The 25510-nt window shown below is 61.2% G+C and carries 29 protein-coding genes, 1 tRNA gene and 1 riboswitch; of the genes, 21 read left to right on the forward strand and 9 right to left on the reverse strand.

Translation table 11 applies throughout. The features are described 5' to 3' along the window. Positions 1 to 19 precede the first annotated feature (19 nt). The 8 genes from pduJ to pduA are packed head-to-tail and all read right to left on the reverse strand — an operon-like array spanning position 20 to position 6514. Positions 20 to 295: a propanediol utilization microcompartment protein PduJ gene (pduJ, locus tag KHQ26_RS16430; RefSeq protein ID WP_002915806.1), complete on the reverse strand. Its 276-nt coding sequence runs from the start codon at positions 293 to 295 to the stop codon at positions 20 to 22. Positions 296 to 313: 18 nt separating this feature from the next. Further along, a complete protein-coding gene (locus KHQ26_RS16435) occupies positions 314 to 664 on the reverse strand; it encodes a glycerol dehydratase reactivase beta/small subunit family protein (RefSeq protein WP_004900279.1) in 351 nt (116 codons plus the stop codon). Beyond that, a complete protein-coding gene (locus KHQ26_RS16440) occupies positions 654 to 2486 on the reverse strand; it encodes a diol dehydratase reactivase subunit alpha (protein WP_032410521.1) in 1833 nt (610 codons plus the stop codon). Before KHQ26_RS16440 ends, KHQ26_RS16435 begins: the two co-directional genes overlap by 11 nt. 12 nt (positions 2487 to 2498) lie before the next feature. Next, the gene (gene pduE / locus KHQ26_RS16445; protein WP_020804181.1) at positions 2499 to 3023 is read right to left on the reverse strand and encodes a propanediol dehydratase small subunit PduE; all 525 of its coding nucleotides are present in this window, start codon (positions 3021 to 3023) and stop codon (positions 2499 to 2501) included. A 14-nt stretch (positions 3024 to 3037) separates the two neighbouring features. Continuing rightward, a complete protein-coding gene (gene pduD / locus KHQ26_RS16450; protein WP_008806302.1) occupies positions 3038 to 3727 on the reverse strand; it encodes a propanediol dehydratase medium subunit PduD in 690 nt (229 codons plus the stop codon). Positions 3728 to 3737: 10 nt separating this feature from the next. Beyond that, positions 3738 to 5402 (reverse strand): propanediol dehydratase large subunit PduC, encoded by a 1665-nt coding sequence (gene pduC, locus KHQ26_RS16455; RefSeq protein ID WP_020804187.1) that lies wholly within the window; start codon positions 5400 to 5402, stop codon positions 3738 to 3740. An 18-nt stretch (positions 5403 to 5420) separates the two neighbouring features. Continuing rightward, positions 5421 to 6233 (reverse strand): propanediol utilization microcompartment protein PduB, encoded by an 813-nt coding sequence (pduB, locus tag KHQ26_RS16460; RefSeq protein WP_002915739.1) that lies wholly within the window; start codon positions 6231 to 6233, stop codon positions 5421 to 5423. Then, a complete protein-coding gene (gene pduA, locus KHQ26_RS16465; RefSeq protein WP_002915737.1) occupies positions 6230 to 6514 on the reverse strand; it encodes a propanediol utilization microcompartment protein PduA in 285 nt (94 codons plus the stop codon). Before pduA ends, pduB begins: the two co-directional genes overlap by 4 nt. Before the next feature lie 524 nt (positions 6515 to 7038). On the opposite strand from pduA, the gene pduF reads away from it, so the two are divergent. The 21 genes from pduF (at position 7039) to cobT (ending at position 25284) form a co-directional block, all read left to right on the forward strand. Then, complete coding sequence (pduF, locus tag KHQ26_RS16470) at positions 7039 to 7848, forward strand: propanediol diffusion facilitator PduF (protein WP_002915732.1); 810 nt, start codon at positions 7039 to 7041, stop codon at positions 7846 to 7848. A 203-nt stretch (positions 7849 to 8051) separates the two neighbouring features. Then, on the forward strand, positions 8052 to 8963 hold the full coding sequence (gene pocR, locus KHQ26_RS16475) for a transcriptional regulator PocR (RefSeq protein WP_004181164.1): 912 nt from the start codon (positions 8052 to 8054) through the stop codon (positions 8961 to 8963). 281 nt (positions 8964 to 9244) lie between these two features. Then, a riboswitch (cobalamin riboswitch) is annotated at positions 9245 to 9423 on the forward strand. 92 nt (positions 9424 to 9515) lie between these two features. Further along, positions 9516 to 10892 carry a cobyrinate a,c-diamide synthase gene (locus tag KHQ26_RS16480; protein WP_019704766.1) on the forward strand — a complete coding sequence of 459 codons (1377 nt, stop codon included), beginning with the start codon at positions 9516 to 9518 and terminating at the stop codon, positions 10890 to 10892. Further along, positions 10889 to 11848, forward strand: coding sequence for an adenosylcobinamide-phosphate synthase CbiB (cbiB, locus tag KHQ26_RS16485; RefSeq protein ID WP_014906992.1), 960 nt, complete (start codon positions 10889 to 10891; stop codon positions 11846 to 11848). Before KHQ26_RS16480 ends, cbiB begins: the two co-directional genes overlap by 4 nt. A 10-nt stretch (positions 11849 to 11858) precedes the next feature. Next, a complete protein-coding gene (locus tag KHQ26_RS16490; RefSeq protein WP_002915711.1) occupies positions 11859 to 12494 on the forward strand; it encodes a cobalt-precorrin-8 methylmutase in 636 nt (211 codons plus the stop codon). Beyond that, positions 12491 to 13630: a cobalt-precorrin-5B (C(1))-methyltransferase CbiD gene (gene cbiD, locus KHQ26_RS16495; RefSeq protein ID WP_020804162.1), complete on the forward strand. Its 1140-nt coding sequence runs from the start codon at positions 12491 to 12493 to the stop codon at positions 13628 to 13630. Before KHQ26_RS16490 ends, cbiD begins: the two co-directional genes overlap by 4 nt. Continuing rightward, a complete protein-coding gene (locus KHQ26_RS16500) occupies positions 13624 to 14229 on the forward strand; it encodes a cobalt-precorrin-7 (C(5))-methyltransferase (RefSeq protein WP_004174583.1) in 606 nt (201 codons plus the stop codon). The genes cbiD and KHQ26_RS16500 overlap by 7 nt, the downstream gene beginning before the upstream one ends. Continuing rightward, positions 14219 to 14788: a decarboxylating cobalt-precorrin-6B (C(15))-methyltransferase gene (locus KHQ26_RS16505; RefSeq protein ID WP_020804170.1), complete on the forward strand. Its 570-nt coding sequence runs from the start codon at positions 14219 to 14221 to the stop codon at positions 14786 to 14788. Before KHQ26_RS16500 ends, KHQ26_RS16505 begins: the two co-directional genes overlap by 11 nt. Further along, a complete protein-coding gene (locus KHQ26_RS16510) occupies positions 14781 to 15554 on the forward strand; it encodes a cobalt-precorrin-4 methyltransferase (protein WP_004149602.1) in 774 nt (257 codons plus the stop codon). Before KHQ26_RS16505 ends, KHQ26_RS16510 begins: the two co-directional genes overlap by 8 nt. Further along, positions 15535 to 16590 (forward strand): cobalt-precorrin 5A hydrolase, encoded by a 1056-nt coding sequence (gene cbiG / locus KHQ26_RS16515; RefSeq protein ID WP_004174586.1) that lies wholly within the window; start codon positions 15535 to 15537, stop codon positions 16588 to 16590. The genes KHQ26_RS16510 and cbiG overlap by 20 nt, the downstream gene beginning before the upstream one ends. Then, positions 16590 to 17315: a precorrin-3B C(17)-methyltransferase gene (locus KHQ26_RS16520; protein ID WP_020804190.1), complete on the forward strand. Its 726-nt coding sequence runs from the start codon at positions 16590 to 16592 to the stop codon at positions 17313 to 17315. Before cbiG ends, KHQ26_RS16520 begins: the two co-directional genes overlap by 1 nt. After that, a complete protein-coding gene (locus KHQ26_RS16525; RefSeq protein ID WP_020804166.1) occupies positions 17312 to 18097 on the forward strand; it encodes a cobalt-precorrin-6A reductase in 786 nt (261 codons plus the stop codon). Before KHQ26_RS16520 ends, KHQ26_RS16525 begins: the two co-directional genes overlap by 4 nt. A gap of 10 nt (positions 18098 to 18107) precedes the next feature. Then, positions 18108 to 18902 carry a sirohydrochlorin cobaltochelatase gene (gene cbiK, locus KHQ26_RS16530; protein ID WP_004174588.1) on the forward strand — a complete coding sequence of 265 codons (795 nt, stop codon included), beginning with the start codon at positions 18108 to 18110 and terminating at the stop codon, positions 18900 to 18902. Next, positions 18899 to 19609, forward strand: coding sequence for a cobalt-factor II C(20)-methyltransferase (locus tag KHQ26_RS16535; RefSeq protein ID WP_002915624.1), 711 nt, complete (start codon positions 18899 to 18901; stop codon positions 19607 to 19609). The genes cbiK and KHQ26_RS16535 overlap by 4 nt, the downstream gene beginning before the upstream one ends. Further along, entirely contained in the window at positions 19609 to 20346 is a 738-nt protein-coding gene (cbiM, locus tag KHQ26_RS16540; RefSeq protein ID WP_004143926.1) for a cobalt ECF transporter S component CbiM, read from the forward strand. Before KHQ26_RS16535 ends, cbiM begins: the two co-directional genes overlap by 1 nt. A 1-nt stretch (position 20347) precedes the next feature. Then, entirely contained in the window at positions 20348 to 20629 is a 282-nt protein-coding gene (locus tag KHQ26_RS16545) for an energy-coupling factor ABC transporter substrate-binding protein (RefSeq protein ID WP_020802373.1), read from the forward strand. After that, positions 20616 to 21293: an energy-coupling factor ABC transporter transmembrane protein gene (locus KHQ26_RS16550; RefSeq protein ID WP_009308551.1), complete on the forward strand. Its 678-nt coding sequence runs from the start codon at positions 20616 to 20618 to the stop codon at positions 21291 to 21293. Before KHQ26_RS16545 ends, KHQ26_RS16550 begins: the two co-directional genes overlap by 14 nt. An 8-nt stretch (positions 21294 to 21301) precedes the next feature. Then, a complete protein-coding gene (locus tag KHQ26_RS16555) occupies positions 21302 to 22126 on the forward strand; it encodes an energy-coupling factor ABC transporter ATP-binding protein (RefSeq protein WP_002915614.1) in 825 nt (274 codons plus the stop codon). Beyond that, on the forward strand, positions 22123 to 23646 hold the full coding sequence (locus KHQ26_RS16560; RefSeq protein WP_020804164.1) for a cobyric acid synthase: 1524 nt from the start codon (positions 22123 to 22125) through the stop codon (positions 23644 to 23646). The genes KHQ26_RS16555 and KHQ26_RS16560 overlap by 4 nt, the downstream gene beginning before the upstream one ends. After that, on the forward strand, positions 23640 to 24185 hold the full coding sequence (gene cobU / locus KHQ26_RS16565) for a bifunctional adenosylcobinamide kinase/adenosylcobinamide-phosphate guanylyltransferase (protein WP_020804168.1): 546 nt from the start codon (positions 23640 to 23642) through the stop codon (positions 24183 to 24185). Before KHQ26_RS16560 ends, cobU begins: the two co-directional genes overlap by 7 nt. A 43-nt stretch (positions 24186 to 24228) precedes the next feature. Continuing rightward, entirely contained in the window at positions 24229 to 25284 is a 1056-nt protein-coding gene (cobT, locus tag KHQ26_RS16570) for a nicotinate-nucleotide--dimethylbenzimidazole phosphoribosyltransferase (protein ID WP_004143920.1), read from the forward strand. A gap of 95 nt (positions 25285 to 25379) precedes the next feature. On the opposite strand, the gene KHQ26_RS16575 is transcribed toward cobT, so the two are convergent. Beyond that, a tRNA-Met gene (locus KHQ26_RS16575) sits at positions 25380 to 25456 on the reverse strand. Positions 25457 to 25510: the final 54 nt, after the last annotated feature.

Below are 25510 nucleotides of genomic sequence, written 5' to 3' on the forward strand. Positions count from 1 at the left end.
GGTGCTCCTTTTTTGAGGGTCAGACGGATTTCGGCAGAATGGCCTCAACATCGCTATGCGGGCGCGGGATCACATGGCTGGACTTGACCTCGCCGACCACGCTGGCCGCCGCGCTGCCGGCGTCAACGGCGGCTTTGACCGCGCCGACGTCTCCGCGGACCATCACGGTAATCAGCCCGGAGCCAATTTTTTCGTAACCAATCAACTGCACGTTGGCGGATTTCACCATTGCATCAGCGGCTTCAATGGCGCCAACCAGGCCTTTCGTTTCAACCAGTCCTAGTGCGTTATTCATACTGCGTTCTCCTGTGGATTAAGCATGGCGATCCCGAAATGGGATCCCTTTGACGAGACGAGCCGCATTGTTGCCAGTGTTTCGCCGGGCCAGCCTGTTCTGGTGATACATCAGCGAAAACAGCGGAGTTGATGCGGGTAAATTTTTGTAGTGCACGATGAGCCGTTCCCGGTCGCAGGCGATGCCTACCTGCAGCGGCGAACGCTGCGCCGCCTGCCAGGCGTGATGAACAAGATCGCCGCCGGTCTGCGGCTGCAGAACAAAAGGAATGCCTTCCTCTTCAATGCCCAGCAGGACATCGCGCCACTGTTCGCTGCATTCGTCAGTGACGGCAATGACGATGGCGGGGGCGACTACGCTACTCTCCATGTGTGCCTCCTTTTTGCCAGGAAAGGAGTAATCCGCTGGCGACCGCATTGCGTGGGCCTTCACAGCCGCGGATGTTGCCGCGCCCGGCAACCAGCCGGTAGTGCGCCAGCGCGTCGGTGACCAGCTGGGGGATCTCGAAATCGAGGGACGAGCCGCCCACCAGCACCACGAACGGGATGTCGCGAATGTTGCCGGTAGGGCTCACCTGGCGTAACGCTCGCAGGGAGTTGGTGACAAAGACGCGTGATTTGGCGCTACGGCGAATGGCGCGCACTTTCTCCAGCGGCAGATCGCCGGGCAGGGGAACCAGTTCATCCGGTTTCACCACGCAGACGCGGGCAAATACCGTCGGTGGTAAGGCCGACGGAAAAAACTGGACGCTGCCGTCTTCATGACGCAGATGAAACAGGCTTTCGACTTTTGCCAGCGGATATTTTTTGATCTCTTCCGCCAGGTAGCGGTCCTCAAGCCCCAGCTCGCGGGCGATGATCATCGTGACCATATCGCCGGCGCCGGCCAGGTGAGTGGCGCTGATCTCTCCCTGCGCATTGATAATGGAGGCGTCGGTCGACCCGGCGCCCAGATCGAGGATCGCCAGCGGGCGCGTGGTGCCGGGAGTGGTGAGCGCCCCAAGAATGGCCGCCTCCGCTTCGGCGCCGCCCACCTGAACCGCAATCTGCAGTTTGTGCTCAATTTCACGGGCGATGAGGGCCATCTGCAGGCGATCCGACTTGACCATCGAGGCGATACCCACCGCCTGCTCCAGCGAGAACTCCCCCGCAAGACCGCCGGTCACGCTGACTGGCACCGCCGTATCAACGGCCAGCAGATCCTGAATGCGGATCTCCTGAGCTGGCTTATTGGTAAGCTCCGCCATGGTCTGGCGCACGTGCTCTAGCATGCCGCCGATATTGGTGCCCGCTTCTCCCGCGACGTTGTCCAGTTTGCCGCAGCCGTCAACCGCTTTCATGATGGCTTCCGCCCCGGCGGCCACATCAACCTGTACGCTGCGCCCCTGAGCGATGAGCAACAGATTACCTGCCGGAATAGCGCGGGCCTTGACGTCGCCGGAGGGGGTTTTCACCACCACGGCCGAGCGGTTGCCAATCAGCGCCCGTGCCATTGGCACGATATTTTTGGTCTCCTCGGCGTTGAGATCGAAAACGGTCGCAATACCGTAAGGGTTGGAGAGCGTTTCGATGATCTTACCGGGTAAAGCGACCTCGACGGCCGCCAGCATGCCAAGTGGAATCCGGTCGATATGCTGAACTTCGTCGATCACCGGTAGCGGTTGCTGTAGCCGGTTATTGACCAGCACGCCGTCATCCTGCTGCAAAATAATGCCGGTTATCTGATAGCCCGCTGCCGTTGCCGCATTGACCATCGCGGCGACATCGGCAAAGTCAAAGGCCGAGGAGACCACCAGAATATAGGGAGTGTCCGCGGAGCAGGACAGCAGCGCCTCTGGTGTGATGGTGATGCCGACCCCCAGTCCGACGCCGCCGGGTGTCTTCGGGTTATGGCCGATCATGGTGGACTCGGTGATGATGGTTTCCGTGATGGTTTCCATCGCCACATCGCCAATGACCGGCGTGGCTTCGTTAATGCGAATAAGCGAAATATCGCTGAGCTGAATGCCGGCCGCTTTTGCCGCCTGCGTTAGCGCCTCCTGGATACCGAACACATTTCGTAATGTGCCTTTTATACCCGTGGTTTCAGCCAACGCGCTGTGGCGAATGTTCAGCACACCTGCGTCATCGACCGTCGCCAGGGCGACTTCTGTCGAGGAGTTGCCAATATCAATGCCAGCGATATAGCGCATGCTTACCCCCTGTTAATCGTCGCCTTTCAGCTTCTTACGCTCGATGTACAGCCCGGCCGCTTCCCGAACAAAGGCGGCACAGAGTCGTGCCTGGTAGCGATGCTCGAGGTCATCAGCGATCGCCAGTAGCTCCGCCTGGGTGGAACGGTATGGGCGCAGGGCGTTGTAGATCTCAAGGATTCGGTCGTCGGGAACCGCGGTGAGCTCTGCGGCCCGCTCAAAGTTCATCGCCAGCCGATCGCGTCCGGCATCCTGGGCGATCGCCGCCTGCATACGCAGCGTTTCCGGAGTGATGCGCATGTCCTGCGCCGTAACGCGATCGCTTAATACGTTCTCCAGCGTCAGGTCATCGAGCGTTTTATTGGTAGCGGTTTTGACCCACTCCGGATGGCGGGTCGCTAACGGGTAGTCGCTAACTTTTGGCTGGCGAACGGTGTCGTTTGTCGGCGCGGCTGGCGCGGGCGTTACCCCGTCCTGTAGGCTGTTCATCCGGCTCAGCACGTCGCGTACCATGGATTCAATTGCGTCGGTATTCATCGGGATATCCTTTGTTAAAGCGCCACGCGCAGTTCCTGCGGGTTTTTGCCCGTCACCACGTATTTGGTCTCTTTAATGTGCAAAATGGCCGACTTCGCCTGGTATTTGGGACGAGCCATCTGATCGTTAAGCGTCGGCACCGGCTGCGGCGACTCGCGTTTGGCGTAGCGCGCGGCGTTTTTGCCAATCTGACGGTAGGTTTCCAGCGTTAGCAGCGGCGCCTGCGGGAAGAGTTCCAGATTGGAAAGCGGCGGCAGGCCGCGCTGGTGGATGACGGTGGTGCCTTTCGACTGAATACCGATCGAGATGCCGGAGCCGCTCAGGCGGTTGCCTTCCACTGCCACGAAGGCGACGTCAGAAGACTTAAAGCAGCGGATCACCCGGGCTTTGATGCCTTCTTCCTCAATGCCGGCGATCACTTCGCGCAGAATATTTTTATGCGGAATGCCGACGATATTGGCGGTTTGCGCCAGACCAAACGCTGGCCCGACGGCAATAATGACTTCATCCTGCTGCGTGCCGGGTTTGGCTTCGCCGATTTCCGTCAGGAAGCTGTCGCCGGACACAGGCGCAACGGCGACCGGCGCGGCAGAGGCGACAGAAGCCGCAGGCGCGCTAAAGGAGACCGGCTTATCTGCGCCTGATTTCATCTCCGACAGCACCTCTTCGATAATCTGGCGCAGCAGCGTTTCGTTAATTTCCATTTTTCACCCCTTAGCCAAGTTCATTGGGATCGAGCGCGCCCGGGATATTTTTAATCTCTTCCCAGCGCTCGCCTTGCAGGCGGTAGCCTGTTGCCGGACCGGCATAATCGTTCACGTCATTCACGGCCGAGAGCACCTGGCCCTCGCCAACAATGATGGCGGAGGTATGCAGGTAGTCGCCGGTGAGCTTGGCTTTCTGAATATTAAGCATGTCCTGGGCGACATCGGGGAAGCCGCCTTTCGCCAGGGCTTTCACCAACTCCAGGCCGTTGCGGTTCTTGTTGATGATCTCCTGGGCAAACTTGATGTCCTCGACGATATTGCGCTCAGGCATATCTTTTGAACCGTGGGCGTAGGTGGCGGCTTCTACCTCTTCATCCGTAATAGGCGGCAAACCCATGCCGGCAAATACCGCCTGCAGCGCGCGGGCGGCTTTGTTGCGAATGGCGATCACGTCCTCTTCACGCACCGGCCGCAGGCCGCCATCGACCTTCAGGTCGCGCTGGATCACGTTGTAGTCATCGAAGTCTTCGGCATCTTCGTTGGAACCGGCGAACATGTTGTCGTAGTTCGGCACCGCCGAGTAACCGGAGGAGATGAAGTCAGTGCCTGGCAGGAACTGCATCAGCAGACGCGCGGTACGCCGCATATCCGAGTGGGTAAAGGTTTGATCGTTGCTGGAGGCGCACTCCAGATCCAGCGCTGAGCAGATCAGGTTTTCCGCCAGTACGGCGCGGATCCCGGACGGCACGGCGGACGGTACGCCGATACAGCTGACGGAGCCATTCTGCAGGCCTTGCACCCCGGCGGCTTTGGTGATGTAGATGCAGCGCGCTTCGAGATAAAGCATCGATTTGCCTTCGGCATAGCCCATCTGTACTTCAGAACCGGAACCGGAGGTAAAGCGCATTTTCAGGCCGCGCGAGGCGTAGGAGGAGGCGAGGAAGCCTTTCGACCACGGGGTGTCATCGCCATCGGTAAACACCGGTTCCGTACCGTATACCGAAATGGTTTCGGCATAGCAGGTGTGGCCCAGCATGCCCAGTTTCAGCTCGGTGGCTTCTTCCAGCGAACACTGGGTGAGGACGCCGGGGCGGCCAACCTGTGAACCCACCAGCAGGGCGATGGCGTTGAACGGCGCGTAGCGCGCCACGGCGACGGTGGTCTCCTGTTCGTCAAAGCCGCGCCATGCGCCTTCAGCGGCGTCGGCGGCAATCTGTACCGGATTATCTTTGATATTAGTGACATGCGCCTGCTGGGACGGCGTGCGGCGGGCGCGCATTTTTTGCATCGCCATCATCATCTCGACCACGTTCATATGCGACACCACTTCCACGATTTTCGCCGGGGTCATCGCGGTAGTGAGCGGCACGATGTCGCTGCGTTTAACGTTCGGGTCGCAGAGCATGTTGGCGAGCTTAACCGAATCCATGGCCATCACTTCTTCGGCCCGGGCGAGATTAATGCCGTAGCGCGCGATAAAGTGGTCAATCAGGTCGAACTGCTCAACCGGTTTACCGTCGAGTTCGGTCACCGCGCCGTTGACGATGCGGATAGAAGGTTTGGGATCGTTAGGACTTTCCATCGCGATAAAGCCCTCTTCAATCCACTCCTTAACGAAACCATCCTGATTCACAGGGCGTTTCGCCAGTGCTTCAAATCTTTTCGATCTCATGAATCAGCCTCGCGGATATTAAATGTAGGAGGGGCGATCGTTTTTCGGTTCGGCGCCCAGCGTCGCCAGTACGGTTTTGCCGATCTCCCGGGCGGAGATCACCGCCTGGCGCACCGCGCCGGAGTCGCCGGAAATCACCAGAATGGCTTCGTTGCTGAAACTGGTGCCGTGGGCCGGTGAGCTGTAAGCCACCACCTCGACGTTGGCTGATTTCAGCGCGGTATCGGCCATCAGCACGCCAACGGACGCCGGGGCGCCGACGATAATGCCGCAGGCGCGGCCCAGTGGGGCGCCGAACGCTTTTTCCAGGGCATAACTGGCGCGCGCGGTATACTGCAGCTCAATATGACCCGCTTCGTTGCCGTAGACATCGCCGAAGGTACGGTCCAGCTCTTTCAGCGCGACCTCAATCCCGCGTTTGACGTCGGAAACATCATTCCCGCCCAGCACAATCAGCGAGCCATGGCCGGCGCCGCCTTTGGTGTCGCGAGGAAGCTCAATGCTGACCACTTCGGTGTTGGTGGCTTTGACCGCTTCATCGGCGGCCATGATGTGCGGCCCGGCGCCGGTGCGGGCGCCGAGGATGCCGATAGAGCGATAGCGTTTTTCGAGCTTCATCGCCTCCAGCAACGCGGCATCCACGTTGGCGATGACCAGCCCGAGGGTGTCGCCAATGGCGGTCCCGACAAATTCCGTTAAGCTGCAGCTTTTCTCTGCCATAGCCGTCTCTCCTGTGGGATGGGGGGTATCGGGAAGCGCCTGCTGCTCTGGCGTCGCCACACGGGCTATGACTTGCGCCATGATCTGTTCAACCAGCTCATTGCTGCTCATTGGCTATTCCCCTTCGGTAAGATTTTTTCAACATCGGTATGGGGGCGGGGAATGACGTGTACGGCTTTCACTTCGCCCACGTGGCGGGCTGCGGCGGCACCGGCGTCGGTGGCGGCTTTAACTGCCCCCACGTCGCCACGCACGATGACGGTCACCAGGCCTGAACCGATCCTTTCATAGCCAACTAATAAAACGTTGGCCGACTTAACCATTGCGTCAGCGGCCTCTATGGCTGCGGTTAAGCCTTTGGTTTCTACCATTCCTAATGCTTCTTGTTGCATAAAGACCTCGCAGGATATGTGCCAGTGAGGGAACTATATGGCGGAGCGGCGAAAAAGAATGGCTGAGTTGATGGTGGAGAGCGAAAAAATAGTGGTTTTTATATAGTATAAAATAGATTTATTTTATTTTATATCATTGTTTTTATTTGATTTTATTTTTTGTATAAATGTGATTATATTGCAATTCACGCTCCGTATTTACATTTTAAGAGGTGATTTTTTAAATTGTTTTTGCTATGCGATATTTTGTGTGATGTGATATTTGTTGGAAAATAAGCACTGCGCTTTCGCAATTTTTTATCATTTAGTTGGAAATTAAAATACCCCCTGAACGCCCGCCATTGCTGCATGGATTCGCGAACAAATAGCAATAAATTATTCTTCTTCGGCGACTTTACGCCGCCCGATTTCCGCAGGATGCCAACACTTTGCCGCTGCCGGTTTCTATAGTGGGCCTCGCCGTACCCAACGAGCCAGCGGATGGTTGGCTGGCCTGGACACGAACTTCGTCACGAGGTGTCACAATGAATGGTTCTTTACGCGCGCAATGTATCGCCGAGTTTTTAGGCACCGGGCTGTTTCTGTTTTTTGGTATCTGCTGCCTGAGCGCCCTGAAACTGACCGGCGCCAGCCTGGGGCTGTGGGAGATCTGTATTATCTGGGGACTAGGTATTTCTCTGGCGGTGTACCTGACGGCCGGCATTTCGGGGGGACATCTGAACCCCGCGGTCACCGTCGCCCTGTGGCTGTTTGCCTGCTTCCCGGGCAGAAAAGTGGTGCCCTATATCGTGGCTCAGGTCGCCGGCGCGTTTGGCGGCGCCGTGCTGGCCTGGATACTTTACAGCACCCTGTTTACGCAATTTGAAACGGTGCATCATATGGTGCGCGGCAGCCTGGAAAGCCTGCAGCTGGCCAGTATATTCAGCACCTACCCGGCGCCTGAGCTCAGCATCTGGCATGCGGCGCTGGTGGAGGTGGTGATCACCTCGATGCTGATGGGGATGATCATGGCGCTCACCGATGATGGCAACGGCGTACCCAAGGGCCCACTGGCGCCGCTGTTGATTGGCATTCTGGTGGCGGTGATCGGCGCCTCGACCGGGCCGCTTACCGGCTTCGCGATGAATCCGGCACGCGATTTTGGCCCGAAATTGTTCACCTGGTTCGCCGGGTGGGGCAATATCGCCATGACCGGGGGAAGAGATATTCCCTATTTTATCGTGCCCATTATCGCACCGTTGTTAGGGGCCTGCCTCGGCGCCGCAATTTATCGTTTTCTTATCGCCAATAATCTGCCCTGTCATACCTGCGTGGAGGAAGAAAATACGCGTTAGCGTCATAAGGGGAATGTATCTGTGAAATAGCCAGGCTAATTTCATGAACCGATATCACGAACCGCTCAAAAAGTCTCCCCGGGTTGGGAGACTTTTGTTATTGTCAATGCACTTTTTTATCGTCGATGGGATCTGATGCTAAAAAAGGTAAATATGAAAAATATGTTTTATTTATAACAAAAAATTAACTGAGGGGTTTTATCATGATTTCTGCGAGTACCCTAAACTCAGAACTCATCAATAAAATCGCACAGGATTTTGCGCAAGCCACCAGTCTGGCGGTTGTGGTCGTCAATATTCACGGTGATGAGATTTCTGAATTGTTTAATTTCACGCCGTTTTGCCAGCTGATGCGTCAGCACCCGGAGCACAGCGGACGCTGTCGCATGAGCGACCGCTGCGGCGGGCTGGAAGCCTCGAAAAAAGACCAGCTGTGTATCTACCGCTGTCATGCGGGGTTAACCGATTTTTCCATCCCGCTGGTGATCGCCGGCCACCTGGTCGGTTTCGTGCTGTGCGGGCAGGTGCGTCTGAGCAATGATGTTGAACTGGTTGATATCTTGAACGTCGATGACCGCTGGCAGGACGATCCGGCGCTGGTCCAGGCGTTTCGCGATGTGCCGGAGATGGACTATTCGCGGGTTATCGCTTCGGCGGATCTGCTGAAGCTGATCGTCGAGAATTGCCTGAAAAAACAGCTCAACTTTGTGGTTATCAAAGATAACCCGTCGCAGAACGACCCGGCGCAGGCCAGCCGGGCGCCCTCGCCGCACGATGGCAAAATGAAGAAGGCGCTGCGCTATATCGACGCGCATCTCTCCGATGAGCTGCGTCTGGAGGATGTGGCGGCGCATGTCTATCTCAGCCCGTACTACTTCAGCAAACTGTTTAAAAAGTATCAGGGGATCGGTTTTAACGCCTGGGTCAATCAGCAGCGGATGGCGAGCGCAAAAGAGCTGCTATGCCACAGCGACTGGAGCATCGCCAGCATCGCGCGGAATTTAGGTTTTTCGCAAACCAGCTATTTTTGCAAAGTGTTTCGCCAGACCTATCAGGTAACGCCGCAGGCATTTCGTCAGCAAATTAATGCCGGATCACAAACTGAGTCTTTTTAAATGACAATATTTTGCTATTGCCGATTTTTGATATCCCCGAGTATCTTCATCAATATAAAATGAAAAAAACGACAGTAGAGCAATAAATTGTCATAGCGCAACAAAATAGTGATATTCGAGGGATAAACTACACCAGTTTTTATTTTTGTGATGAGATAGAGTGTCCGTTAATACGAGACAGCTGATTATCACAACACCGCTTTCCTTCACTGACGTCATTGTGACGAGTGATGAAACGGTAAAAGAAAACATAAAGTAATACCCGTCGATGCAGGGCGCATCGGCGAAACAAACCGACAGGTTCGACACCAGTTTGGTGTCAGGGAAGGGGGTGTAAATCCCCCGCAGCCCCCGCTGCTGTGATGCTGACGACCCCGCAAAAACCACTGATCGAAAGATTGGGAAGGGCGGGCGAGAACGAGGCTAAGCCAGAAGACCTGCCTGCCGGTAACTGACCAACAACTTCGGTGGGAAGTGGGTGGCTTAGCGGTGCGTGGTCGCAGGACCAGGCATGCGCGTAGCTATACCCTGACCGCCAGAACAGGACAGGGTATGGCAACCAGGCGTGCGTTCATTCTTGCGGGTACCGGCAGCGGTTGTGGCAAAACCACCGTTACGCTCGGCCTGCTCAGCTTGCTCCAACAACGCGGTATGCGGGTGCAACCCTGTAAAGTCGGGCCTGACTACCTGGATACCGCCTGGCACACCGCCATCAGCGGCATCGCTTCCCGCAATCTCGACAGCTTTATGCTTCCCGCCCCGATACTCAACGCGCTGTTTACCGAACAGCTACAGCAGGCCGATATCGCGGTTATCGAAGGGGTGATGGGCCTGTATGACGGCTACGGCACCGACCCCAACTACTGCAGCAGCGCGGCAATGGCTAAGCAGCTTGGCTGCCCGGTGATTTTGCTGGTGGATGGCAAAGCGGTGTCGACCTCCATCGCCGCCACGGTGATGGGTTTTCAACATTTTGATCCGGCTCTCGACATCGCTGGCGTTATCGTCAATCGGGTCAACAGCGACGCGCACTTCCAGCTGCTGAAAAGCGCCATTGAGCGCTACTGTCAGGTGCCAGTGCTCGGCTATGTGCCGCGCGTGGAAGGCGTGGCGCTGCCTGAACGACATCTGGGACTGGTGACCGCCCGCGAGTCGGTGGTCAATCAGCAGGCATGGCGGGATTTTGCCAGCCTGCTGGGGCGCACTCTCGACATAGACCGGCTGCTGGCCCTCAGCGAACTGGCCGCCATGCCGATCGGCGAGTGGGGAGAACAGCTTGCCGCCGATGCCGGCGAAGGACTGACGCTGGCCCTCGCCGACGATGAGGCCTTCAATTTTTATTACCCCGATAACCTGGCGCTGCTGGCGCGCTGCGGCGTGAAGATGGTGCGCTTTAGCCCACTACGCGATCGCCAGCTGCCGGCCTGCCAGATGATCTGGCTCGGCGGCGGCTATCCGGAGCTGCATGCGGCCGGGCTATCCGCTAACCACGAGATGCTGACACAGCTTCGCGCGGCGCACCGGCGCGGGGTGGCGATCTACGCCGAGTGCGGCGGCCTGATGTACCTGGGCACGACCCTGGAAGTCACCAGCGGCGAGCGCTACACGATGGCGGATATTATTCCCGGACACAGCCGAATGGGGACGCGTCTGACCCGGTTCGGCTACTGCGAAGCGCAGGCGCAGCAGCAGACGCTGCTGGCAGCCCCTGGCGAGTGGCTGCGCGGCCATGAATTTCATTACTCCGATTTTTCTCCCGCCACCCCCGCCGTACTGGCCTGCCGTAAACAGCGAGACGGTAAGACGCTCCAGCAGTGGCAGGGAGGATGGCAGTCCGGCAGCGCCTTTGCCAGCTATCTCCATGTCCATTTTGCCCAGCGTCCCACCATGCTCAACCACTGGTTGCGGGCAGCAAGGAGGGCGCTATGACCCTTCTCGCCTGGTGTGTAGCCTGGATACTTGATGTCGTCATTGGCGATCCGCCGCACTGGCCGCATCCGGTGCGCTGGATAGGTCGCCTGATCGCCGTCAGCCAGCGTGTAGTGCGACGCATCTGCCATAGCGACCGGGCGCTGCGCATCGGCGGCGGGGTGATGTGGCTGGTGGTTATCGGCCTGACATGGGGCGTGGCCTGGGGCGTACTGGCGCTGGCGCACGGGATCCACCCCTGGCTTGGATGGCTGGTGGAAGTGTGGATGATCTTCACCGCGCTGGCGGGACGCTGTCTGGCACAGTCGGCGATGGCGGTGGCCCGGCCGCTGCAGGCCGGAGATCTCGCCGAAAGCCGGCATAAGCTCTCCTGGATTGTCGGGCGCGATACCTCTCAGCTCCAGCCAGCGCAGATCAACCGTGCGGTGGTGGAGACCGTGGCGGAGAACACGGTGGATGGCATTATCGCGCCGCTCTTTTTCCTGCTCCTCGGCGGCGCGCCGCTGGCCATGGCCTATAAAGCGGTCAACACCCTCGATTCCATGGTCGGCTATAAACACGAAAAATACCGGGCGATCGGCATGGTCAGCGCTCGTCTTGATGATGTAGCCAACTTCCTTCCCGCCCGGCTGAGCTGGCTGCTGCTCAGCCTTGCCGCGGTGCTATGCCGGGAAGATGGCGCTCGGGCGCTGCGTACGGGCTGGCGCGATCGCTATCAGCACAGCAGTCCTAACTGCGCCTGGCCGGAAGCGACCGTCGCCGGCGCGCTGGGGATCCGCCTTGGCGGCCCGAACGATTACTTCGGCCAGCGCGTTGAAAAGCCCTGGATAGGCGACGCCGTCCGCGACATCGCGGTGGACGATATTTCCCGAACCATTCGATTAATGTGGGTGGCGTCAAGCCTGGCGCTGGCGCTGTTTATCGGCGTGCGCTACTGGCTGGTCGGCGCGGCCTGAGGAGAACCTGATGCAGTACATCCAACAACCGCAGGCGATCGAGGCGAAAAGCTTCGACATCATCAGCGAGATCATCGCCGAAACGCGACCGGACTACCGTTTCGCCAGCCCGCTGCACGAGGCGATTATCAAGCGGGTGATCCACACCACCGCTGACTTCGACTGGCTGGATATTCTGTGGTTTTCTCCGGATGCCCTGATCGCGCTGAGTGAGGCCTTGAGCCGGCCCTGCACGCTGTATACCGATACCACCATGGCGCTGTCCGGGATCAACAAAACCCTGCTGGCCCGCTTTGGCGGCGAATGCCGCTGCTATATCAGCGACCCGCGGGTGGTGCGCGAGGCGCAAAGCCGGGGGATGACCCGCTCGATGGCGGCGGTGGATATTGCGGTGCAGGAGCCCGGGGAGAAAGTGTTCGTCTTCGGCAATGCGCCAACCGCGCTGTTTCGCCTGCTGGAACATCGCGAGACCGCCATCGGCGGCGTGGTGGGGGTGCCGGTCGGGTTCGTCGGCGCGGCGGAGTCGAAAGCGGCGCTCAGCGAGAGCGGCCTGCCGGCCATCGCCGCGCTCGGCCGCAAAGGGGGAAGCAACGTGGCGGCAGCGATTGTGAACGCTCTGCTTTACCACCTACGGGAGGCGCAATGAGCGATCAGACCTTTGACGCCCCGGTGTGGCATCACGGCAAAGCGCTGCGCAAGGGCTACACCACCGGCTCCTGCGCCACAGCGGCGGCAAAAGTGGCGGCGCTGATGGTGATGCGCCAGCATCTGATTCATCAGGTCTCGATCGTCACCCCCTCCGGCGTCACCCTGTGCCTGAACGTTGAGTCCCCGCACGTCGAAGGGCAGCAGGCGGTCGCCGCGATCCGTAAAGACGGCGGCGATGATGTCGACGCCACCCACGGCATGCTGATTTTTGCCCGGGTCACCCTCAATGACAGCGGAGAGATTAGCCTGCAGGGCGGGGAGGGTATCGGCACGGTGACCCGCAAAGGGATCGGCCTGCCGACAGGCAGCCCGGCGATAAACCGCACTCCGCGGCACACCATCGAGACCGCCGTGCGCGAAGCGATAGGTCCTACCCGCGGCGCGCAGGTGGAGATTTTTGCCCCGGAAGGCGCGCTTCGCGCGCAAAAAACCTATAACGCCCGGCTGGGGATCCTCGGCGGCATCTCGATTATCGGCACCACGGGGATCGTTACCCCGATGTCGGAAGAGAGCTGGAAGCGCTCGCTCTCCCTCGAGCTGGAGATAAAACGCGCCGCCGGGCTGGAGCGCGTGGTGCTGGTGCCGGGCAACCACGGTGAGCGCTTTGTCCGCGAGCAGATGGGCATCGACCCGCAGATGGTGGTCACCATGAGCAACTTCGTCGGCTACATGATTGAAGAGGCGGTTCGGCTCGGTTTCCGCCAGATTGTGCTCATTGGCCATCCCGGCAAACTGATCAAAATCGCCGCCGGGATCTTTCATACCCACAGCCATATCGCCGATGCGCGGATGGAAACTCTCGTCGCTCATCTGGCGCTGCTTGGCGCGCCGCTGCCGCTGCTGAAGCTGGTCAGCGAGTGCGACACTACCGAAGCGGCAATGGAGCATATCGACGCCTGGGGATTCCAGCGCCTCTATAACCATCTGGCTGAGCGAATCTGCCAGCGTGTTCTTGAGATGCTGCGCTTCACTCAGCAACCGCCCACCTGCGACGCGGTTCTGTTTTCTTTTGATAACCAGGTACTGGGCAGCAGCCGTCCGCTGGCGGCAATTGCCCGGGAGCTGACATGTTGACGGTCGTGGGAATGGGCCCGGCGGGGCTGCAGTGGCTGATCCCGGCCGCGCGCGAGGCAATCGCCGCCGCTGAGGCGCTGGTGGGCGGCAGCCGCCATCTCCAGCAGTTTCCCGACTTCGCCGGCGAGCGCTTCGCGCTGGGGGCCGATATGCCGGCGCTGCTGGCGTGGATTGAGGCCCGTACCGGTCGCCGCGTCGTGGTGCTGGCCTCTGGCGACCCGCTGTTCTATGGCATTGGCACCCGACTGATTGCCCATTTTGGCCGGGAACGAGTGCAGGTGATCCCCGGCATCAGCGCGGTGCAGTACCTCTGCGCCCGGGCGGGCATCGACATGAACGATATGTGGCTGACCAGCAGCCATGGCCGGGCGGTGAGCTTCGATGCTCTGGCCGCCCACCGGAAAGTCGCCATGGTGACCGACGGCCGCTGCGGACCGCGGGAGATAGCCGCCCAGCTGATGGCCCGCGGCAAAGGCCATCGCTGGATGGTGATAGGCGAGAACCTGGCGATGGAAAACGAGCGGATCCACTGGCTGCCGGTCAGCGCCGTGGAGGACGAATATGAGATGAATGCGGTGGTGATCCTCGATGAAAGATGAGCTGTTTTTGCGCGGCGCCCAGGTGCCGATGACCAAAGAGGCCGTGCGCGCGCTGGCGCTGGCGAAGCTGGAGCTGCACCGGGCGCGCCATCTGATTGATATCGGCGCGGGCACCGGCAGCGTCAGCATTGAGGCTGCTCTACAGAACCCGGCGCTGCGGGTGACGGCGATTGAGCGTCAGGCCGACGCGCTGCGCCTGCTGGCGGAGAACCGGCAGCGCTTTGGCTGCAACAACATCGCTATCGTGGCGGGCGTTGCGCCGCTGGCGGTCGCCGACAAAGCCGACGCGATCTTTATGGGGGGCAGCGGCGGCCACCTGACGGCGCTGATCGACTGGTCGCTGGCGCAGCTGCATCCCGGCGGCCGGCTGGTGATGACTTTTATTTTGCAGGAAAACCTTCATAGCGCTCTGGCGCACCTGCGGCAGAGCGGCATCCACGAGGTGGACTGCCAGCAGCTGGCGGTCTCCACCCTGGCTACCCTGGGCAGCGGCCACTACTTCAAACCCCATAATCCCGTTTTTGTCATCGCCTGTCAGAAGGAAGAAAACCATGGCTGAGACTTTTGATCCCCATTGCGTGTGGTTCGTCGGCGCCGGTCCAGGCGATCGCGAACTGATTACTCTCAAAGGCTACCGTCTGCTACAGCAGGCGCAGGTAGTGATCTACGCCGGGTCGCTGATCAACACCGAGCTACTGGCCTACTGTCCGCCACAGGCGGAGTGCCACGACAGCGCCGCGCTGCATCTGGAGCAGATCCTCGACCTGATGGAGGCGGGGGTGAAGGCGGGAAAAACGGTGGTGCGTCTGCAGACGGGCGACGTCTCGCTATATGGCTCGGTGCGCGAGCAGGGCGAAGAGCTGACCCGCCGCGGGATCCGCTGGCAGGTGGTGCCGGGCGTCAGCGCTTTCCTCGGCGCGGCGGCGGAGCTGGGGGTGGAGTACACGGTACCCGAAGTCTCGCAGAGTCTGATTATTACCCGTCTGGAAGGGCGCACGCCGGTTCCCGCGCGCGAACAGCTGGAAGCCTTTGCCAGCCATCAAACCTCGATGGCGATTTACCTGTCGGTGCAACGTATTCACCGGGTGGCGGAGCGGCTGGTGGAGGGCGGCTACCCCGCGACCACCCCGGTCGCGGTGATCTACAAGGCCACCTGGCCGGAAAGCCAGACCGTCCGCGGTACCCTCGCGGACATCGGCGACAAAGTACGCGACGCCGGGATCCGCAAAACGGCGCTGATCCTGGTCGGCCCCTTCCTCGGCGATGAGTATCACTACTCAAAACTGTACGCAGCGGATTTTAGCCATGAATACCGTAAAGCCTGAATCCATTGCCCTGTTTTGCCTGACGCCCGGCGGCGTGCGGCTGGCAAAACGGCTGGCGGCCATGCTGCCGCTTACCTGTTACACCAGCGAAGCGCTGCAGGAAGAGGGGTTTATCCCCTTCAACGGCGGCTTTGCCAGCGCTGCCCGCGAGGCGTTCAGCAGCTTCTCGGCGCTGATTTTTATCGGCGCCACCGGGATTGCCGTGCGGGTGCTGGCCCCGCTGGTGAATGACAAGCTCAGCGACCCGGCGGTGGTGGTGATTGATGAGCGCGCCCGGCACGTCATCAGCTTGCTCTCCGGCCATGCCGGGGGGGCCAATGCGCTGACCCGCTATCTCGCCGGGATGCTCGACGCCGACCCGGTGATCACCACCGCCACCGACGTCAACGAGCTGGCCGCCCTCGACACGCTGGCCTTCCAGCTGAACGCCCGGATGACCGATTTTCGCGCGGCGGTGAAAACCGTTAACCAGATGCTGGTGAGCGGTAAGCGGGTGGGGCTGTGGTGCGACGGCGAATTCACCGGGGCGCTAAGCCGCTGCGACCGGCGCGGGTTTATCCCGGTAAGCGACCTGGCGCGCTTGCCGGCGCTCGACGCGCTGATCTGCGTCACCCTGCGCCGGTCGCTGCCGCCGCTGCCGGTGCCTCACTGGAAGCTGGTGCCCCAGCGGGTGGTGGCGGGGATCGGCTGTCGGCGCGACACCCCCTGCGCGCTGCTCAGTACGTTGCTGGATCGCCAGCTTGCCGCTCAGCGTCTTGACCCGCTGGCGCTGAAAGCGATCGGCAGCGTGAGCCTGAAGGCAAACGAGCCGGGGTTGCGCCAGCTGGCTCACCGCTGCCGGGTGCCGTTCGAAACCTTCAGCGCCGAGGCGCTGCGCGAGCACGAGCACCGCTTTCCGGCCTCGTCTTTTGTCCGGGAGACGGTCGGCGTCGGCAGCGTCTCCGGCCCGGTGGCCTGGCTGCTGAGTCAGGGAAACCTGTCCGGCGAAACCCTGCGTGAGCAGGGCGTGACCATTACTTTGGGAGTAACACACTGATGTTAAGCGTAATCGGAATTGGCCCTGGCTCGCAGGCGATGATGACCATGGAAGCCGTGGAGGCCCTGCAGGCGGCAGAGATCGTGGTGGGCTACAAGACCTACACCCACCTGGTAAAAGCCTTTACCGGCGACAAGCAGGTGATCAAAACCGGCATGTGCAAAGAGATTGAGCGCTGCCAGGCGGCCATCGAGCTGGCGCAGGCCGGGCACAACGTTGCGCTGATCAGCAGCGGCGACGCCGGCATCTACGGCATGGCGGGGCTGGTGCTGGAGCTGGTTAATAAGCAGCAGCTGGACATTGAGGTCCGTCTGATCCCAGGGATGACGGCCAGTATCGCCGCCGCCTCGCTGCTCGGCGCGCCGCTGATGCATGATTTCTGCCATATCAGCCTTAGCGATCTGCTGACGCCCTGGCCGGTGATTGAAAAACGCATAGTCGCCGCCGGGGAAGCGGACTTCGTTATCTGTTTCTACAACCCCCGCAGCCGCGGCCGCGAAGGACATCTGGCGCGCGCCTTTGCGCTGCTGGCGGCCAGTAAAAGCGCAGATACGCCGGTCGGCGTAGTCAAATCCGCCGGACGCAAAAAGCAGGAGAAATGGCTGACCACCCTCGGGGAGATGGATTTTTCCCCTGTGGATATGACCAGTCTGGTGATCGTTGGCAACAAAGCGACTTACATCGACAACGGCCTGATGATCACCCCGCGAGGCTACGCGCTGTGAATCACGGCGACGTGCTGGTTATCGGGGGCACCAGCGATGCGCGGGCGATCTGCCAGCAGCTGGACGCCGCCGACGTGCGCTACACCCTGTCGGTGGCGACCCCTACCGGCGAGCGGCTGGCCGGCGATATCCGCGGGCAGATACGCTGCGGGCGTATGGAGTGGCAGCAGATGGCGGAGTGGCTCAGAGCGCAGCGCACCCGCTGGGTGATCGATGCCTCTCACCCCTACGCCGAGGTGGTCAGCCAGAATATTGTGCGCGCCTGCGATAGCGTCGGGGTTCTGCTCAGCCGCTATCAAAGGCCGGAGCAGCTGAGCGATCTGCGCCATCCGCTACTTCACGTGGTCGGCGATCTGAACGAGGCCTGCGCGGTGGCTCGTCGCCTCGGCGAGCGGATCCTGCTGACCACCGGCAGCAAAGATCTGGCGGCCTGGCGGGCGGGACTGGCGGAGAAAACGCTGCTCGCCCGGGTGCTGCCGGTGCCGGAGGTGGTTCAGCACTGTAGCGATCTGGGGTTTGGCGTCGGGGAGATCTTCGCCCTCTGCGGGCCGTTCAGCGCCGAATTTAACGCCGCCTTTTATCGCCAGTGCCGGGCCGATGTTGTGGTGACGAAAGCCTCGGGGGCGGAAGGAGGCTATCAGGAAAAAGTACAACCCTGTCTTGATGCGGGGATCCCCTGCATCGTCATTACCCGTCCGGCGCCGCTGGTGACGGGCGATGAACTACTGCAAAGCCAGGCCGATTTCACTGCGCGGCTGACGCGCTGGCTGTCGGCGACTTGAGGAAGAGGATATGAAAAAAGCACTTCTGGTGGTGAGCTTTGGCACCAGCTATCACGACACCCGCGAGAAGAACATCGCCGCCTGCGAGCGCGATCTGGCCGCCAGCTGCCCGGACCGCACGCTGTTCCGCGCCTTCACCTCGGGGATGATTATTCGCAAACTGCAGCAGCGCGATGGTATTCATATCGATACTCCGCTGCAGGCTCTGCAAAAGCTGGCCGAGCAGGGATACCAGGATGTGGCTATCCAGTCCCTGCACATTATCAACGGCGACGAGTACGAGAAGATCGTTCGCGAAGTGCAGAGCATGCGCCCGCGCTTTCAGCGTCTGACGCTGGGCGCGCCGCTGTTGAGCGGTCATGGCGATTATGTGCAGCTGATGCAGGCCCTGCGCCAGCAGATGCCGCCGCTGGCGGCGACGGAGCGAGTGGTGTTTATGGGGCACGGCGCCAGCCACCACGCCTTCGCGGCCTACGCCTGTCTGGATCATATGATGGCGGTGCAGGGTTTTCCGGCGCGGGTGGGGGCGGTGGAAAGCTATCCCGAAGTGGACATCGTCATTAACGAACTCTCCCGCCAGGGCGTGACCGGCGTGCATCTGATGCCGCTGATGCTGGTGGCCGGCGATCATGCCATTAATGATATGGCCTCCGACGAAGACGATTCGTGGAAAACCCGCTTCAATGCCGCCGGTATCCCCGCCACGCCATGGCTTAACGGGTTAGGGGAGAATCCGGCGGTGCGGGCGATGTTTGTCGCCCATCTGCAGCAGGCGCTGAACGACACGATGGAGAAAGCAGCATGAGCGGCAAACTATACGCCCTGAGCAGCGGGCCGGGGGCGGCCGATCTGATCACCGTGCGTGCGGCGCGGATCCTCGGCCAGCTGGATGTGCTGTATGCGCCAGCCGGCCGCAAAGGCGGCGACAGCCTGGCGCTCTCCATCGTACGCGAGTACCTGGGCGCACACACGGAGGTCCGCTGCTGCCATTTTCCGATGAGCGCCGACAGTGCGGAAAAAGAGGCGGTGTGGAACGACGTTGCCGCGGCGCTGGCCCAGGAGGTGGCGGCGGGCAGGCAGGTCGGGTTTATCACCCTCGGCGACGCCATGTTGTTCAGCACCTGGGTCTTTCTGCTGCAGCGGATTGGCTGCCCGGAGTGGCTGGAGATTGTCCCTGGCGTTACCTCCTTCGCCGCCATTGCCGCACGGGCGAAAACCCCGCTGGCCATGGAGCAGCAGTCGCTGGCGGTCATCTCCTGCACCGCGCCGGAAGCGGACATTGCCGCGGCGCTGCGCCAGCATGACAGTCTGGTGCTGATGAAAGTCTACGGCCGCTTCGCCCGCATTAAGGCGCTGCTGGCGCAGGCGGGGCTGCTGGATGCGGCGCTGATGATGTCAGAGGCCACCCTGCCGGGCGAGCAGTGCTGGCGCCGTCTGCGCGAGGTCAGCGATGACCAGCCGCTGCCCTATTTCTCGACCATTCTGGTTAACAAACAGTGGGAGGAGGCGTAATGAATCAGGTGAAATCGCTGAAGCAGCTTTCGTATGGGGGGCTGGCGGCCGCTGTTCTGCTGATCATCGTCCCGCAGGAGGCGTTCGCCATGCATATCATGGAGGGCTTTTTGCCGCCGATGTGGGCGCTGGCGTGGTGGCTGCTGTTTTTACCCTGCCTGTGGTACGGCCTGGTGCGCCTGCGGCGTATCGTTCAGGAAGAGAGCAATCAGAAGGTGCTGCTGGCCCTCTGCGGGGCGTTTATTTTTGTTCTTTCGGCGCTGAAGATCCCGTCGGTGACCGGCAGCTGCTCGCATCCGACCGGCGTCGGTCTGGCGGTGATCCTCTTCGGGCCGGGCGTGGTGGCGGTGCTGGGGGCGATCGTTCTGCTGTTCCAGGCGCTGCTGCTGGCGCATGGCGGCCTGACCACCCTTGGCGCCAACGGGATGTCGATGGCGGTGATCGGCCCGATGGTCGGCTATCTGGTGTGGAAGCTGGCCTGTCGGGCGGGGATCCGTCGCGATGTCGGGGTCTTTCTCTGCGCCATGCTGGCGGATCTGATGACCTACTTTGTCACCTCCGTCCAGCTCGGGGTGGCCTTTCCCGATCCGGCAACCGGGGCAGGTGGATCGATCGCCAAGTTTATGGGCATCTTCTGCCTGACGCAGATCCCGATCGCCATCGCGGAAGGCTTGCTCACCGTGATGATCTACGATCAGCTAACCAAACGGCGGCTGATCGCCGCGGAGGGACATTAATATGAAAAAACCCCTGATCCTGTTGGCGATGGTGGCCGCCCTGATGATCCTGCCATTTTTTATTAACCACGGCGGCGAGTTTGGCGGCTCGGACGGCGAAGCGGAGAGCCAGATCCAGGTGGTGGCGCCGGATTATCAACCCTGGTTCCAGCCGCTATATGAACCGGCGAGCGGCGAGATTGAGAGCCTGCTGTTTACCCTGCAGGGCTCGCTGGGCGCGGCGGTGATTTTTTACATTCTCGGATATGCGAGGGGCAGACAGCGCCGTGATGACCGGGTTTGACCGACTCAGCTACCAGAGCCGCTGGTTGCAGGTGGCGCCAGAGCGTAAGTTTCTGCTCTGGCTACTGCTGATGGCGCTGGCCTTTACGCTGCCGGCGTGGGGCCAGGCGCTGACGCTGGCGCTGACCGCCGCGCTGACCTGCTGGCTGCTGCGGGTCTCATTCTGGCGCTGGTGCCGCTGGATGGCGCTACCCTTTGGCTTTTTGCTGGTCGGCGTGCTGACCATTCTGTTCAGCGTCAGCCGCGACCCGCAGATGCTGTTAGCGAGCTTTCGGTTGGGCGCTTTCTCGATAGGGATTTCCGCTCCGGGGCTGGCCGTGGCCGGGGAGACCTTCTGGCGCAGCCTGGCAGCGATGGCGGCCACGCTCTGGCTGGTGCTTAATCTGCCTTTCCCACAGTTGATTATCTTGCTCAAGCGCGGTCGCGTACCGCGGCTGTTGACGGAGCAGATCCTGCTGACCTGGCGCTTCATTTTTATTCTGTTGGACGAGGCGATGGCGATTCACCGCGCGCAAACCCTGCGTTTTGGCTATGGTAGCGTGCCGCAGGGCTATCGCTCGCTGGCGATGCTGGTGGGACTGCTGTTCACCCGCGTCCTCCTGCGCTATCAGCAGATGAGCACGGCGCTGGATATCAAATTGTACCAGGGTGATTTTCACCTCTAAGGATAAGTATGCTTGCCACAACCGATCTCTGGTTTCGCTATCAGGATGAGCCGGTACTTAAAGGGCTGACGCTGGATTTTTCCCGCCATGCGGTGACCGGCCTGGTGGGGGCCAACGGCTGCGGAAAGTCGACGCTGTTTATGAACCTGAGCGGCCTGCTGCGCCCGCAGCAGGGGGCGGTGCTGTGGCAGGGAGAGGCGCTGAATTACAGCAAGCGCGGTCTGCTGGCGCTGCGCCAGCAGGTGGCGACGGTATTTCAGGATCCGGACCAGCAAATATTCTATACCGATATCGACAGCGATATCGCTTTTAGTCTGCGTAACCTCGGGGTGGCGGAAGAGGAGATCGCCCGCCGGGTGGATGAGGCGTTGACCCTCGTCGATGCCCAGGGGTTTCGCCAGCAGCCGATCCAGTGCCTCAGCCATGGGCAGAAAAAACGGGTGGCAATCGCCGGGGCGCTGGTGCTGCAGGCGCGCTACCTGCTGCTTGACGAGCCCACCGCGGGCCTCGATCCACGCGGGCGGGCGCAGATGATCGCCATCATCCGCCGCATTGTCGGGCAGGGGCGGCGGGTGGTGATCTCCAGCCACGATATCGATCTGATCTATGAGGTGAGCGACGCCGTTTACGTGCTGCGTCACGGCGAAGTACTGGCCGCGGGGGATCCCGGCGAGGTATTTGCCTGCGCGGAGACGATGGACAGGGCGGGATTGACGCAGCCGTGGCTGGTGAAACTTCATAGCGAACTGGGGCTGCCGCTGTGTAAAACCGAGGCGGAGTTTTTTCAGCGGATGCACAACAACGCGATAGGCGCGATAAAGGAGGCGTCATGACGCTGGCAGTGATGTTGCAGGGCACGGCTTCCGACGTTGGGAAAAGCGTGCTGGTGGCGGGATTGTGCCGCATTTTTCATCAGGATGGGCTGCGTACCGCGCCGTTTAAATCACAGAATATGGCGCTGAACTCCGGCATTACGCCGGATGGCAAAGAGATGGGCCGGGCGCAGATTTTCCAGGCCGAAGCGGCCGGGATCGCGCCGGATGTCCGCATGAATCCGATTTTGCTCAAGCCCACCAGCGACCGTCAGGCGCAGGTGGTGCTGATGGGGCAGGTGGCGACCAGCATGGATGCGGTGAGCTATCACCAGTACAAGCCGCGCCTGCGCGAGCAGATCCTCGCGGTCTACCAGAGCCTGGCCGGAGAGTATGAGGCGCTGGTGCTGGAAGGCGCCGGCAGTCCGGCGGAGATTAACCTGCGCGACCGCGATATCGTCAATATGGGCATGGCCGAGATGGCGCAATGCCCGGTGATCCTGGTGGCCGATATCGACCGCGGCGGGGTGTTTGCCGCGATTTACGGCACGCTGGCGCTGCTGCAGCCTCAGGAGCGGACGCGGGTGAAAGGGGTGATCATCAATAAATTCCGCGGCGATGTGGCGCTCCTGCGCTCCGGGATAGAGCAAATCGAGGCGTTGACCGGGGTGCCGGTGCTGGGCGTTATGCCATGGCTTGACGTGGATCTCGAGGATGAGGACGGCGTCGCGCTGCAGGCCGGGAAATACCATCGCACCGACCGGCGCGATATCGACATCGCCGTGGTTCACCTGCCGCATATTGCCAATTTTACCGACTTTAACGCCCTGGCGGCGCAGCCAGACGTCCGGGTGCGCTATGTCCGCGATCCGCAGGCGCTGGCCGACGCCGACCTGGTCATTCTCCCGGGCAGTAAAAATACCCTCGGCGATCTGTGCTGGCTGCGCGAGAGCGGCATGGCGCACGCGGTCGAGCAGGCCCGGCAGCGCAAGGTGCCGCTGCTGGGGATCTGCGGCGGCTATCAGATGCTGGGCGAAACCATTATCGATGAGGTGGAGTCTGGCCTTGGCGCCCAGCCCGGGCTGGGGGTGCTGAAGACCGTGACCCACTTCGCCCAGCACAAAACCACCACCCAGGTGCAGGCGACCCTGGGGTCTGCGCTCCCGGATTGGTTAGCCGACGCGGCGGGGCTGCGCGTCAGTGGCTACGAAATTCATATGGGCGAGACGCGCCGCGAGGCAGGCTGCCCGCCCCTGCTGCAACTGCATAAAGCGGGGCAGGCAGTAGACGACGGGGCGATAAGCGACGACGGCCTGGCGTTCGGCACCTATCTCCATGGCCTGTTCGACAGCGATGCCTTTACCCGGGCGCTGCTCAACGGCCTGCGCCAGCGCAAAGGGCTGGCGCCGCTGGACAGCGCCCTGGAGTATGCCCGCTATAAAACCCGCCAGTTTGATCGGCTGGCCGAGGCCATGCGCGAACATATCGCCATCGATAAAATTTACGCCATCATGCGCCAACATCAGGAGCCCCTATGCTGACTCTGGTTACCGGCGGCGCGCGCAGCGGCAAAAGTCGCCATGCCGAGGCGCTGATTGCCGATGCGCCGCAGGTGTTATATATCGCCACCTCGCAAATCTTTGACGACGAGATGGCCGCAAGGATCCAGCATCATCGCGACGGCAGGCCCTCCCACTGGCGCACCGCCGAGCGCTGGCAGCAGCTTGATGAACTGATCACCCCGGCTATCGCCCCAGCGGAGGCGATTTTGCTGGAATGCATCACCACCATGGTCACCAACCTGCTGTTCGCGCTCGGCGGCGACAGCGACCCCGACGGCTGGGATTACGCCGCCATGGAACGGGCTATTGATGACGAAATTGGCGTGCTGATTGCCGCCTGTCAGCGCTGTCCGGCGCACGTCGTGCTGGTGACCAACGAGGTGGGGATGGGTATTGTGCCGGAGAACCGCCTGGCGCGGCATTTTCGCGATATTGCCGGGCGGGTCAATCAGCGCCTGGCGGCCGCGGCGGATGCGGTCTGGCTGGTGGTTTCCGGCATCGGCGTCAAAATCAAATAACTCAATCGCTGGCTGACCGGGCCAGCCCTGGCAGGGATTCTGTATGCAAAATTTAAACACGGTTCTGCGGGCGATCCCCGCGCCGGACGCCGACGCCATGGCGCGGGCACAGCAACACATCGACGGCTTACTCAAGCCCCCCGGCAGCCTCGGGCGTCTGGAGGCGCTGGCGGTGCAGCTGGCGGGAATGCCCGGCCTGGGCGGCCAGCCGCAGGTGGCGAAAAAGGCCTTGCTGGTGATGTGCGCCGACCATGGAGTGTGGGACGAAGGGGTGGCGATTTCGCCGAAGGCGGTCACCGCCATCCAGGCGGCAAATATGACCCGCGGCACCACCGGCGTCTGCGTGCTCGCCGCCCAGGCCGGGGCGAAAGTGCATGTAATTGATGTCGGTATCGATAGCGAACCGCTCCCCGGCGTGGTGAATATGCGGGTGGCGCGGGGCTGCGGCAATATTGCCCGCGGTCCGGCGATGAGCCGTGAGCAGGGGCAGGAGCTGTTGCTGGAGGTGATGCGCTACACCCGCGCGCTGGCCCAGGAGGGCGTTACCCTGTTTGGCGTCGGCGAACTGGGGATGGCCAATACCACGCCGGCGGCAGCGATCGTCAGCGTCCTGACCGGCAGCGATGCGCAGGAGGTGGTCGGGATTGGCGCCAATCTGCCGCTGGCGAAGGTTGGCAACAAGGTGGAGGTGGTGCGGCGGGCTATCGCCGTCAATCAGCCCGACCCGAATGATGGCCTCGATGTGCTGAGCAAAGTCGGTGGTTTCGATCTGCTGGGGATGACCGGTGTCATGCTGGGGGCGGCGTCCTGTGGGCTGCCGGTGGTGCTGGATGGCTTTCTCTCCTACGCGGCGGCGCTGGCGGCGTGTCAGATAGCGCCGGAGGTGAAACCGTATCTGATCCCGTCCCACTATTCGGCGGAGAAGGGGGCGCGTATCGCGTTGGCGCACCTGGGCCTCGAACCGTATCTCAATATGGGCATGCGTCTGGGAGAAGGCAGCGGCGCGGCGCTGGCGATGCCGATCGTCGAGGCGGCCTGCGCGATGTACCATCGCATGGGCATGCTGGCGGCAAGCAATATTGTGTTACCGAAGGGGTAAGCAGGAGATGGGGGCGGCAATGGCCGTTCCCGTTTTCGGCAGAGGTTTTGCCGGCGGCAGAAACAAAAAAACACCCTTGAGGGTGTTTGTAATGTTGGTTGCGGGGGCCGGATTTGAACCGACGACCTTCGGGTTATGAGCCCGACGAGCTACCAGGCTGCTCCACCCCGCGTCACCGTACTGCTTCACTTTGTCAAATTTGATTGGTTGCGGGGGCCGGATTTGA

The organism is Klebsiella sp. 10, from assembly GCF_018223925.1.
GTDB lineage: Bacteria > Pseudomonadota > Gammaproteobacteria > Enterobacterales > Enterobacteriaceae > Klebsiella > Klebsiella pneumoniae.